The following is an 11,998-nucleotide window of genomic DNA, read 5'->3' as shown; positions in this document are numbered from 1 at the left end:
GCCGGCCGATGCCGACGGATCTCAGCCGATGTCGACGGAGTACGCCTTGGTGTCCAGCCGTCCCGAACCCCGGAAGACCTCGCTGCCCGACTCGATGCCGGAGAGGTACTTGTCGTTGCCGAGCAGCTTGCGGCGGACCAGGGCCTGGGTGAAGTCGTCGAGGTCGAGGGAGGCCTTGGTGGTGTTGGCCCGGCGGACGAAGGAGTACACCTTCCAGCCGATGTCGCCCTGGTAGATGTCCCACATGACGCCGTCGAGGCTCACACTGCCGTACCTGGTGCCGGGGTGCCCGCAGTTCGGTGGCCGCCCTGTCGGTCTTCCAGCCCCAGTGCCAGCCGAGCACGGTGCTGGCGTACGACTTGACGCTGTTCTCCTTGCCGGCCTTGCTGGTCCAGGTGTAGTTCGTGCCCCAGCCGATGGTGTCGCCGGAGCGCGAGGTGTCCCAGACACACTGGGTGCCCGTGCCGTCGTCCTGCCCCCAGAGGTTGTTGTTGACGTACGCCGTCTCTGTGACCACCGGCCCTCAAAAGGTTGCCGCCGCACGGCGAAGTCCGGCGCGGGAAACGCACCGGCACACGACACTGGAAACACGCCCGAGCACGGCACCGCGAACATGCCGTCGCGCGGCACGACAACGACTCCCGACGCGCACCGCAAGAATCCTGTCGAAGCGCTTCGACAACCTATGGACACCCACCACCCGTCGAGCTACTGTCGAGCCACCCTCACACGCCCTTATCCGCACTGCGCACTGTCGAAGCGCTTCACACAATGCTTGGAGAGCTGGATGGTCACCCTCGCCGAGGTCGCCCAGCACGCCGGAGTCTCGGCGAGCACGGTGAGCTATGTCCTCAGCGGCAAGCGGTCCATCTCCGCGGGCACCCGGCAGCGGGTCGAGCGGAGCATCCAGGAGCTCGGATACCACCCGAACGCGGGCGCCCGGGCCCTGGCGAGCAGCCGGTCCAACATCATCGCGCTGATGGTTCCGCTCCGTACCGACATGTACGTACCCGTGATGATGGAGATCGCCATCGCGGTGGCGACCCACGCCCGCACGCACGGCTACGACGTGCTCCTGCTCACCGGCGAGGAGGGTCCCGACGCCGTGCGCCGCGTCACCGGCAGCGGGCTCGCCGACGCGATGATCCTGATGGACGTGGAGCTCGACGACGAACGGCTCCCGCTGCTGCGCCAGACGGACCAGCCCTCCGTACTGATCGGCCTGCCCGCCGACACCTCCGGCCTGACCTGCGTCGATCTCGACTTCGGCGCCACGGGCGCGCTGTGCGCCGAGCACCTCGCGCTGCTGGGCCACCGTGACATCGCTGTCATCGGCGAGGCCCCCGCGGTCTACGAGCGGCACACCGGCTTCGCCGAGCGCACCCTCGACGGGCTCCGGTCCCGTTCACGGGAGTTGGGCCTGCGCGTGCTGCACCGCCCCTGCGAGGGCGGGTACGACGCGATGGCCCTGACTCTCGCCCGCATCCTCGACGAGCGCCCCGGCACCACGGGCTTCGTCGTGCAGAACGAGTCCGCGGTCGAGCCGCTTCTCGCGCTGTTGCGTCAGCAGGGCCGGGCCGTCCCCGAGGACGTGTCGGTGATCGCGATCTGCCCGGACCAGGTCGCGACACAGGCCTCGGTGCGGCTGACCTCGGTCGCCATCCCGGCGCAGGAGATGGGCCGACTCGCCGTGGAGCATCTGATCGCCAAGTTGGAAGGGCACGGCAAGGACGAAGTCGTGCTCATCGCACCCGAGTTGACGGTACGGGCGAGCACGGGCCCGGCGCCGACCGCCGCCTGACCGGAGCCCGGCCGCACCATTCCCCCGCCCGGCCTTCACCGCACCGCATCACACCGCACCGCACCGCACCGCACCAGCCTCAGCCCCCCGGCCCCAGCGTCGTGCCCTCCTCGCCGGGCACCCCCATGTCTGCATGCCTGCATTCCTCATGTCTGCATTCCTTCAGGAGCGCCCCCGTGAATCAGCCTGCCGAAAACCAGACCCAGTCAGGCGCAGTCAGCCTCGCGCAGTCCTCCCCGACCGTCGGCACGTTCCGTGAGCGGGACGGCGCGCTGGAGTGGAGCGGCCGTCAGGAGACCGTCCGCATCGAGCCCTGGGGCCCTGACGCGGTCCGGGTCCGCGCGCGCCTGGGCGGCCCGGTCCTCGAAGGCCTCCCCGGCGCGCTCCTCGACGAGCCGCAGGTGACCGAGAGCACCGTCGAGATCCAGGACGGCGAGGGCCGGTTGACGGTCGGCGCACTGACCGTCGAGGTCGATGCCGAGGGCCAGCTCCGCTTCCTCCGCACGGCCGACGGCACGGAACTCCTCGCCGAGGAGCGCGCCCACTTCTGGTGGCCGGGCCCGCGCCTGTACACCCCGACGGGCAACGGCCACCACCGCCTGGAGCAGCGCTTCGCCGCGTACGAGGGCGAGAAGCTGTACGGCCTCGGCCAGCACCAGCACGGGCTGTTCGACCAGAAGGGCGCGGTCCTGGACCTGATCCAGCGCAACGCCGAGGTCACCGTCCCGGTGCTCACCTCCAGCCGCGGCTACACCTTCCTGTGGAACTCCCCCGCGATCGGCCGGGTCGAGCTCGCGGGCAACGGCACCCGCTGGGTCGCCGACTCGGCCCGCCAGCTCGACTACTGGATCACCGCGGGCACCCCGGCCGACGCCCAGCGCCGCTACAGCGCCGCCACCGGCCGTACGCCGATGCTGCCCGAGTGGGCGGCCGGCTTCTGGCAGTGCAAGCTGCGCTACCGCACACAGGACGAACTCCTCGACGTGGCACGGGAGTACAAGCGCCGGGGCCTGTCCCTGTCCGCCATCGTCTGCGACTTCTTCCACTGGACCCACCTGGGCGACTGGAAGTTCGACCCGGCCGAGTGGCCGGACCCGGCGGCGATGCAGCGCGAACTCGCCGAACTCGGCGTCAGGCTGGTCGTGTCCGTGTGGCCGTCGGTCTCCCCGCTGTCCGAGAACCACCCGCTCATGGAGCAGCGCGGCTACTTCATCGGCACCCAGTACGGCCCGATGGCCCACGCCGACTGGCCCGACAAGGAGGTCGCCTCCACCGTCCAGGTGGCGTTCTACGACGCGACGAACCCCGAGGCCCGTGACTTCCTGTGGTCGCGCGTGAAGGACAACTACCTCGATCCGTACGGCATTTCGGCCTTCTGGCTGGACGCCTGCGAGCCGGAGCTGAAGCCGGGCTTCCAGGAGAACCTGCGCTACCACGCGGGTCCGGGTCTGGAGGTCGGCAACCTCTACCCCCGCGAGAACGCCCGCACCTTCTACGAAGGCATGCTCGCGGCCGGCGAGACCGAGGTCGTCACCCTCAACCGCTCGGCGTGGGCGGGCAGTCAGCGCTACGGTGCCGCCCTGTGGTCCGGCGACATCGGCACCGACTTCGCGACCCTGCGCCGCCAGATCGCCGCGGGCCTCAACACCGCGCTCTCCGGCATCCCCTGGTGGAACACCGACATCGGCGGCTTCCACGGCGGCGACCCCGGCGACCGGGCGTACCGCGAGGTGATGGTCCGCTGGTTCCAGTTCGGCGCGCTCTCCCCGCTGATGCGCCTGCACGGCTTCCGCGACCCCGGTATGCCGCTGGGCCCCGACATGACCGGCGGCCCCAACGAGGTCTGGTCCTACGGCGAGGAGGCCGGCGCGATCCTGGAGAAGTACCTGCGGCTGCGCGAGCGGCTGAAGCCCTATGTACTGGACGTCATGCGGGAGGCCCACGAGGAGGGGCTGCCGGTGATGCGCCCGCTGTTCCTGGAGTTCCCCGAGGACCACGCGGCCTGGTCGGTCGACGACTCCTATCTCTTCGGCTCCGACCTCCTGGTCGCGCCGGTGCTCACGGCGGGTGCGACGGTGCGTACGGCGTACCTTCCGGCGGGCGCCTGGTGGACCGACGCGTGGACCGGTGAGACGTACGAGGGTGGCGCGGCCGTCACCGTCGACGCCCCGCTGGACCGCATCCCGCTGTTCCTGCGGGACGGGGCCCGACTGCCGGTGGCGGAGTAGCCACGCGCGTGTGGGGGAGGCCGGCCCGGCCTCCCCCACACGCCCTGTGACCGCACTGTTGCCGGAACTGTGGCCTCCATCACAGCCGAGGCGACCTCGGGCTGCTGAAGTCACCGGATGGTGTACCTGCTCCTGCTACTCGTCCCCGGGGGACTGGTCGCGGCCTTCGCCTTCGTCGGGTACTGCTTCGGCACCCTCGGCCGGATCGGCCTGCGGCAGGCCGACCGCGTGGTGTGGCTGCGCGTCGTCGCCGCCCTCATGGGGGCCGCCACGGCCCTCCTGTACGTGTGGGGCCTGGTCCATCTGGTCGGCGCGGTCATGGACGCGGCGGAGAACGGCGCCGACTCGGCACCGCTGCGGCCCTGTCGTGCACCGGGCTGGGAGGAGCGGGCGCAGGACCCCGGCGGCGTCGACTACACGGTGCGCTACCTGCCGATCCGGTTCGTCTGCGAGACGGGGGACGGCGACAGCCATGTCACCGACGCCGTCCCCGACTACCTGAACCCCGGCGTGCTGGGCTTCGCGCTGGCCGGCGCCGGGTGCGCCGGTGCCGCGCGGCTCGTATCGCGACGGCCCGGCCCCCGCGCGACGCGGGAACCGAGCCGCTGATGCCCCTGGGTTGTCGGTCAACCACTGCTGACCGAGAGGCTGTTGGTCACGAAGTCCAGGCCACCGGACGAGGACGTGATCTCGAAGCCGAACTGGAGGTCGCCGATGGTCACGTTGCCGAACCAGCCCTTGGTGTCCTTGATCCACTTGAGGATCGGCAGGACGTCGACGGTGCCGGAGCTGGAGTTCGAGGTGCGCACGAAGGAGAACACGTCGTTGGATCCGTTGTTGCCCTTGTAGACGGTCCAGGTGTGGCCGCCGAGGGTGAGGGTGCCCTGCGAGGTGCCGAGCGGGCCGACGGCTCCGGTCTTGTTCACCCAGAGCATGACCTCGTACTTGTAGCCGGTGTCCCAGATGTCGTACGACGTGTTGTACGCGCCGGACGACGGGACCGTGACGTTGTAGCCGCTGGTGAGCGAGCCGAGCGAGGTGATCGACTTGTTGATCACCTTCTTGGCGTTGGGGTACGACTTGATGCCGCCGGTGTTGGGGTGATTGGCCCACACTCCCCAGTTGGTACCGGAGTTGGCCCAGATGCACTGGCTGCCCGCGCCGGAGCCCCAGATGTTGTTGTAGAGCGTGTACCCGTTGAGGCTGGTGTTCCCGTACTGCTCGCAGGAGTTCCAGACGGCCGCCTGGGCGGGGGCGGAGGCGAGGCCGACGGTGGCGCCGAGCGCGAGCGCGGGGGCCAGCAGGGCCTTGGCGGCCCTGCCGAGTGTCCGTGGTGCCATGGTGTCCCTTCCATGGGTGGGGGAACTGCGGGTGCTACTGCGGCCCCAGGGTGAGGACGCAGTCTTCTCCGGCGCTCAGGGAGAGCGGTCGCGCGCCGGCGGAAGTTCTGAGATCGATCCGCGTGCTGCGGGTGGGGCGGATGACGGCCGTGCGCTCCTCCGGGCTCCAGGTCAGGTCGACCTCGGCGCCGAACCGGGTGCGGATGCCGTGGAGCCGGCCGCTCGGGTACGCCGTGGGGAGCGCGGGGAAGAGGACCAGCCGGCCGGGCGTGGAGTGGACGAGCATCTCGATGAGCACGGCGGGCAGCGTGTGGGCGGCGTCCGCGTTGTAGACGTGCCGGTTCGGGTAGTGGCCGCTCATCAGGGAGACATGGAAGAAGTCTCCGGCGAGGACGTTGTCGAGGGCTCCCGCCACCCCCTGGGCGTCCCGCAGCCGGGCCGCCACCAGGGCGTGGTGGAGGTGGCCGTGCGCGGAGTCGTTCTCGGCGCCGCGCAGTACGAGGGCGCGGTGGGCCGCCGCGGCGAGCTCGGGGGTGTCGTACGGGTTGATCTCGTCGAGCGGCCAGACGCCGTAGAGGTGGCTGAGGTGCCGGTGGTCGTAGGCGTCGTCGAGGCCGGGCCAGGCCCACTCGGCGAGTGCCCCGTCGGCGTTGACGCGGTGCGGCGGCAGCCGGTCGGCGAGGGCGCGCCAGCGCTCGGCGTCGGGTCCGGGGTGGTGGTCGGCGGCCGTGCGCAGGGCGTGGCGCGCCGCGGAGAGGTCCATGGCGGCGTTGAGGGTGATCCAGCGCGCGGTGGCGGGCCGGTTCTCCGGCGAGTACGACGGCACGATCACGACGTGGCCGTTCTCGTCGGTCCGGGTGAGGAAGTCCTCGTAGAAGCGGGCCACTTCGGCGAGCGCGGCGGCCAGGCGCGGGTCGCGTGCGCCGCGCGTCTCGTCGTGGTCCACGAGGGGTTTCAGCAGCCAGTCGGCGCCCGCGGTCCACACGTGCAGCGGGTACTCGCGGCTGAGGTGGTAGATGTGCCCGGACTCGCCGTCGGTGTGCGCGGGGGCGACGACGCCCCGGGTGCCGAAGATCGCCCGGGCGTTGTCGCGCCAGTGCGGCAACTGGCCGTGGATCAGGGTGGCATGGGCCTCGGACACCTCCGGGAGCGCCGCCGCGGCGGCCGACGCCGTCTGGAGGTTGACGTTGGCGTCGGTGGTGAAGGCCCCCGACCAGGCGGTGTCCCAGTCTCCGGTCCACAGCCCGGTCAGCCGTGGCGGCAGCATTCCGGCGGCGGACAGCAGGTGGTAACGACCGGCCGCGAAGAGCCGTTCCAGCAGGGCGGGACTCTTCGGACGGCGGACCAACTCCGAGCCGGGGAGAACCCGTTCGGCCGGTTCGGCACCCAGCTCCAGGCCCGCCCGCAGGTAGGCGGGTCGGTGCAGGGCGGTGTGCCGGGCGAGGAGACGGTCGTACGCGTCCTCGTCGCCGTCGGGCAGCAGGGCGCGCAGCTCACGGGCCTCGGCGAGCGTGTCCCACTCCCCCTCGTGCCGCCGTACCCGCGTGAGCAGCAGCACCGAACGCGCGCCCTCGACCCGTATCCCGGGCGGCGCGGTGAGCGTCCGGCCCCCGGTGACCACGGCGAGCGTCACGCCCGTGTACGCCCGCTCGCTGCCCGGATAGCGGGCCCGCAGGGTGAGGAGAGCGCCTTCGGGCGTGCGCACGCAACCGTGGCCCACCGCCAAGTCGACGGGTACGCCCGGCAGTCGGTGGTCGAGCGTCACGTCAACGGTGAGGTCGGCCTCCGTCACGTACTGGACGATGACGTCGTCCGCGCGCGACACGAAGACCTCGCCGCGCCGGCCTCCGCACTCGGCCCGGACGACGCCGGTGGCGAAGTCGACCTCGCGCCGGTACGCGCGCGACTCCCGTGGCGCCCGGCGCAGCCGCACCTGGAAGGCCGGGTGGAAGGGCCGTACCCACAGCAGGGGTCGCCCGTCGGTGAAGTCCTCCCCGGCGTCGACGTCACCGGCCAGCAACCGGTCCTGGACGCTCCTCAGCCGTGCGGCCAGCTCGGGCGGCCGGGAGTGTTCACCGCCGTTCGGACGGACCAGGGAGTGGTGGTTGACGATGACCCGGTCGTCGTTCGGATCACCGAACACCATGACGCCGTGTCGGCCGTTCCCGCTCAGGAAGGCGTCCTCCCAGCGGGCGGCGGGGGCGGGCTCCCAGGTGCCGTGGACGGGGGCGTCGGTGGAGCCGTGGACGGGGGCGTCCGTGGGGCCGCCCGCGGGCTCGCTCATGGCGCTGCCTCCAGTACGACGACGCCGTACCGCCCCAGCTCCACGGCATCGACGACGTCCTCGCCGGTCAGCAGGTCGCGGTGGCGTCCCGGCACCGGCACGGTCACCGTGTCCCGCCCGTGGTGGAGCAGGAACAGCAGTTCGCCCCGGCGTACCGCCTCCACGTCCGCCGGAAGGTGGTCGAGTGGCGGCCGTACGCCCGCGTCCTCGGCGATCCCGGCGAGCAGCGGCCACAGCGCCTCGGGCTCGGGGAGGGTGGACAGGTACCAGGCGCGGCCCTTGCGCAGTACGGCCGGAAGACCGTCCAGCTCACCGCCCTCGTACCGGACGACGGCGTAGGTGTCGTCCGCGGCCTCGATCTCCTCGGACCACAGCGTGCCGCGGAAGCCCTCGGCCTCGGCCTTCTCGTCGGCGTCCAGCGGCCACCATTCGTGCAGGGTGCGGATGCCGAAGAGTGCGCGCAGCCGCTGGTCCATGCCGCCGGGCCGCACCCGGTCGTCCTGGTCGGCGACGCCGGTCAGGAAGCCGGAGACGAGGGTGCCACCGCCGCGTACGTATCCGACGAGGTTGTCGATCGCCCTGTCCGTCAGCAGATACAGCTGCGGGACGACGACCAGCTTGTACCCGGACAGGTCGTGCTCGGGGTGGGCGAAGGAGGTGGTGGTGTTCGCCTCCCACAGGGCGCGGTGCCAGGCGCGTACGACGCTCTGGTGGTCGACCTCGGAGGACAGCCGCCCGTCCTGCTGACTCGCCCACCAGGCGTTCCAGTCCAGCAGTACGGCGACGTCGGCGCCGACGACCCGGGTGCCCGTCACCTTGTCGCTCAGCAGGGCGAGTTCGGCCCCGATCCGCTTGACCTCCTGGAAGGTGCGGCCCCGCTCCCCCGCGTGGCTGACCATCCCGGAGTGGAACTTCTCGGCGCCCTGCCGGGACTGCCGCCACTGGAAGTAGCAGACGGCGTCCGCGCCGCGCGCGACGGCCTGGAGGGACCAGAGCCGGTTGAGACCACGGGGCTTCGGGTGGTTCACACCACGCCAGTTCACGGGCCCCGCCGCCTGTTCCATGACCATCCAGGGCCCGCCGTGGGCCTGTGAGCGGGTCATGTCGTGGATGAGCGCGCCGTACTGGGCGCCGAGCGGGTCGCGCGGGTCCGGATAGATGTCGACGGAGACCACGTCCTCCCGCTCGGCCCACGCCCAGGCGTCCTGGCCCTGCCAGAACGGCATGAAGTTGGTGGTCACGGGGATGTGCGGAGTGTGCCGGGCGACGATGTCGCGTTCGGCGAGATAGCACTCCAGGAGGGCGTCGGAGGTGAAGCGCTTGAAGTCGAGGACCTGGGTGGGGTTGTTCATGTAGTGGGCGTGGCGCGGCGGCAGCACGCCTTCCCAGTCGTCGTAGCCCTGACTCCAGAAGGCCGTGCCCCAGGCGGCGTTGAGGGCGTCGAGCGTGCCGTACGTGTCCTGGAGCCAGCGGCGGAAGGCGGCGGCCGCCTCGTCGCCCCAGTCGTAGGTGCAGTACTCGTTGTTGATGTGCCACATCGTCAGGGCCGGATGACCGCCGTAGCGGGCGGCGAGGTCCTCGGTGAGGGCGGCGGCGTGGCGCCGGTAGGTGGCGCTGGAGTGGGCGAAGTGCTGGCGGCCGCCCCACCACTCGACACGGCCGTCCGCGTCGCGGGGCAGGGTCTCCGGGTGGAGCCGGCCATCCAGGGCGGGGGCGAGGAGGTGGGGGTGGCGAGGACGACCCCGACGCCGTTCTCGTGCAGCAGGTCCATCAGCCGGTCGAGCCAGCCGAACTCCCGTGCACCGGGCGTCGGTTCGAGCTTGGCCCAGGAGAAGACGCCGACAGTGACGGAGTTGACGCCGGCCTCCTTCATGAGCCGCACGTCCTCCGGCCAGAGCTCCTCCGGCCACTGCTCGGGGTTGTAGTCGCCGCCGAAGAGGATGCGGCCACGCGTGGCGTCTGCGAGCGTCGGCATCAGACCGGCTCCCCGTACTGGATGCCACGTCCGTTCGTACCGAGGTACACACGGCCGTACACGCGCGGGTCTCCGGTGATGACCTCGCCGATCCAGCCCCACTGGTGGGCGTCGTCGTTGATCCGCACCCAGGTCCCGGCCGCGTCGTCGGAGCGGTAGACGGCGGTGATCGTCTCCGTGGAGCCGACCTGATAGACGGCCGGGTAGTCGGCGCCGTCGGCCGCCTTGCCGAAGCCGAGGGTGTACGAGGCCCAGCAGCCGGCGACCTTGGCGAAGGTGACTCCACCGTCGGTGGACCGGTAGAGCCCGTTCCACTTCAGGCTCAGCCACAGGTCACCGCTGCGCCCGGGTGCGGCGGCCAGCTGGAACTGGTCGTCCCCGGAGGGCAGTCCACCGGCACGGGCGGTGAAGGAGCGGCCACTGTCGGCGCTGGCGTACAGCGTTCCTGTGTCGGTGTCGTACGCGTAGAAGAGCGTCGGGTCGGCCGGGTCGGCGACCGGCGTGGCGCCCTTCGGGAAGGAGGAGACCTCGGACCAGGTCGCGCCGTTGTCCGTCGAGCGGTGAGCCGCGTACTTCGTGCCGTCCCAGTGCACGAAGGACCACAGCAGCGTACCGCCGTCGGCGCTGGTGGCGATCGGCCCCGGCGCGTTCTTGGCGATGTCGGGCTGGGCCGTGAAGGGCGCCCAGGTCCGCCCGCCGTCGTGGGAGTACGCGCCGTTGCCGTGGTCGCCCCAGCCCGCCCGGACGACGTACGACGGCTTGGCCGCGGCCTGCGCGAGTCCCGTCGCCGACCCGAACACGGGGTTCGTCGCCATGCCGCGTGACGGGGACGCCGTGAGCCGCTCGTGGTACATCACGCCGATGTCCCCGAGTCCGCTGATCAGATGCGCTTCCCCGGCCGGGGGCGAGATCAGCCGGCGCACGGCCGTCTCCTCCAGACCACGGATCCGTGGCGCCCAGCGTCTGAGGTCGCGGGTGCCGTAGAGGGTCGCGCCCGTCCCGTACACGAGGTGCTTCGAGTCGTACGGGTCGAGGGCGAGCGCCTGGATCCACCAGCCGAACTTCGGCCGGTCTTCACCCCAGTCGAGGAAAGGAGTCTCGGACACGTCGAAGACCGCCACGTCCTTGAGGGACGCCCAGGTACGGCCACCGTCGGTGGACCGGAACACGGTGTCGCCGTCGGCCCACCGGTTGTTGGTGGAGACGACGACGGTGCCCGCGCGGCGGGCGCCGGTCGCCACGCCCCCGTAGGCGAAGGTGTCCGCCGAACCGTCGTCCGTGGTGCCTCCCGGCTTCACGGGAGTGACCTCGGTCCACGTTCCGGTGGCCGTGCGCAGCTTGTGCACACTGCCGTCGGACTGGCCGCCCGGGCCGGGCGCGTCGCCGTAGGTCACGTACAGCTCGCGGGTGAGCCTGTCGTACGCGGCGCGGAGCGGGACCTTGGCGGCGGTGCCGGACGGCTGTCCGGGGACGGCCTCCCAGGTCGTGCCGTCGGAGGTGCGGTACAGGTTCGCCGTGCCCGTGGTGCCGTCACCGTCGCCCCAGCCGGCGTAGACGGTGCGCCCGGCCGCGACGAGGAGCGTGATGCCCTGCCCGGCGGAGTTCGCCTTCGCCGGGAAGGCGCTCACGCCTGCCCAGGTGGCCCCTCGGTCGGTGGACTTGAGCAGTCCGTCGTGCCTGGTCCCCAGCCACAGGGTGTCGCCGTCGCGCGGGTCGGCGAGGAGCCGCTCACCGGCCCCTCGTCCGTCCTCGTTGGCGCCGAGCTTCACGTTCAGGTCGGTGCGGGTCCAGGTGGCACCGCGGTCCTCGGAGCGCAGGACCGCACCGTTGCCCGCCCACGCCTGGGCGTAGGTGCCGAGGGCGAGGTAGAGCCGGTCCGGGTGCGCGGGGTCGACGGCGAGCGACTCGACACCGAGCAGGTTCCAGTCGTCCCAGCCGAGGTGGTCGGTGAGCGGGGTCCAGCGGGCGGCTCGCTCGTCCCAGCGGTAGGCGCCGCCGATGTCGGTCCGGGCGTAGGCGAGCCCTCGTACGGCCGGATGGAACAGCACACCGGTGATGAATCCGGTGCCGCCGATGACGGCGTTGCGCCAGCGGTAGGAGGGGGTGGCGGCGGTGACCCCGGCGGCGTGCGCGCGGCCCTGGAGAGGCGGCACGGTGGTGAGCGCGGCGGCGGCCGCAGTCCCGGCGAGAACGGCCCGGCGGCTCGGTCGGGACGCATGCATGACATACCTCGTTCTACGGAGAGACGGTCAGGGGAGATACCTGAGGGGCGCGGGGCTGTACCGACATGCGGCTCCGCCGCGTGGGCGCGGCCGGCCATGAACGACCCGCGGTCGCCGAACAACCGCAAAGCCCTCTTCGACAGACGCC

Annotated in this window: 7 protein-coding genes and 1 pseudogene; 3 read left to right on the top strand and 5 right to left on the bottom strand. The window is 71.6% G+C overall.

Features of this window, described 5'->3' with window-relative positions; genetic code table 11:
* Window positions 1-21: 21 nt before the first annotated feature.
* Entirely contained in the window at window positions 22-264 is a 243-nt protein-coding gene (locus AAFF41_RS33810) for a GH12 family glycosyl hydrolase domain-containing protein (RefSeq protein ID WP_319747317.1), read from the bottom strand.
* Between the two features lie 523 nt (window positions 265-787).
* On the opposite strand from AAFF41_RS33810, the gene AAFF41_RS33805 reads away from it, so the two are divergent.
* The 3 genes from AAFF41_RS33805 to AAFF41_RS33795 all read left to right on the top strand — a co-directional run bounded on the left by AAFF41_RS33805 (window position 788) and on the right by AAFF41_RS33795 (window position 4,638).
* A complete protein-coding gene (locus AAFF41_RS33805; protein ID WP_060901179.1) occupies window positions 788-1,801 on the top strand; it encodes a LacI family DNA-binding transcriptional regulator in 1,014 nt (337 codons plus the stop codon).
* Window positions 1,802-1,977: 176 nt separating this feature from the next.
* On the top strand, window positions 1,978-4,029 hold the full coding sequence (locus tag AAFF41_RS33800) for a glycoside hydrolase family 31 protein (protein WP_343325126.1): 2,052 nt from the start codon (window positions 1,978-1,980) through the stop codon (window positions 4,027-4,029).
* A gap of 117 nt (window positions 4,030-4,146) precedes the next feature.
* Window positions 4,147-4,638 (top strand): hypothetical protein, encoded by a 492-nt coding sequence (locus AAFF41_RS33795; protein ID WP_319747313.1) that lies wholly within the window; start codon window positions 4,147-4,149, stop codon window positions 4,636-4,638.
* 17 nt (window positions 4,639-4,655) lie between these two features.
* Here the strand turns inward: AAFF41_RS33795 and AAFF41_RS33790 are convergent, their stop codons facing one another.
* The 4 genes and pseudogenes from AAFF41_RS33790 to AAFF41_RS33775 all read right to left on the bottom strand — a co-directional run bounded on the left by AAFF41_RS33790 (window position 4,656) and on the right by AAFF41_RS33775 (window position 11,850).
* The gene (locus AAFF41_RS33790) at window positions 4,656-5,369 is read right to left on the bottom strand and encodes a glycoside hydrolase family 12 protein (protein WP_343325125.1); all 714 of its coding nucleotides are present in this window, start codon (window positions 5,367-5,369) and stop codon (window positions 4,656-4,658) included.
* 34 nt (window positions 5,370-5,403) lie between these two features.
* Entirely contained in the window at window positions 5,404-7,653 is a 2,250-nt protein-coding gene (locus AAFF41_RS33785; RefSeq protein WP_343325124.1) for a glycosyl hydrolase family 95 catalytic domain-containing protein, read from the bottom strand.
* Window positions 7,650-9,628 (bottom strand): annotated as a pseudogene (locus AAFF41_RS33780) (beta-galactosidase). Before AAFF41_RS33780 ends, AAFF41_RS33785 begins: the two are co-directional and overlap by 4 nt.
* Entirely contained in the window at window positions 9,628-11,850 is a 2,223-nt protein-coding gene (locus AAFF41_RS33775) for a 1,4-beta-glucanase (protein WP_343325123.1), read from the bottom strand. Before AAFF41_RS33775 ends, AAFF41_RS33780 begins: the two are co-directional and overlap by 1 nt.
* Window positions 11,851-11,998 lie beyond the last annotated feature (148 nt).

Origin of the sequence: Streptomyces mirabilis, from assembly GCF_039503195.1 — a bacterium.
GTDB classification, from domain to species: Bacteria; Actinomycetota; Actinomycetes; order Streptomycetales; family Streptomycetaceae; genus Streptomyces; species Streptomyces mirabilis_D.
This window is presented reverse-complemented; position numbering and strand designations above follow the sequence as displayed.

Bases quoted from the DNA above. Each gene is read 5' to 3' on its own strand.
- AAFF41_RS33775 (WP_343325123.1), bottom strand. From the start codon at position 11,850: ATGCATGCGTCCCGACCGAGCCGCCGGGCCGTTCTCGCCGGGACTGCG.
- AAFF41_RS33795 (WP_319747313.1), top strand. From the start codon at position 4,147: ATGGTGTACCTGCTCCTGCTACTCGTCCCCGGGGGACTGGTCGCGGCC.
- AAFF41_RS33805 (WP_060901179.1), top strand. From the start codon at position 788: ATGGTCACCCTCGCCGAGGTCGCCCAGCACGCCGGAGTCTCGGCGAGC.
- AAFF41_RS33790 (WP_343325125.1), bottom strand. From the start codon at position 5,369: ATGGCACCACGGACACTCGGCAGGGCCGCCAAGGCCCTGCTGGCCCCC.
- AAFF41_RS33785 (WP_343325124.1), bottom strand. From the start codon at position 7,653: ATGAGCGAGCCCGCGGGCGGCCCCACGGACGCCCCCGTCCACGGCTCC.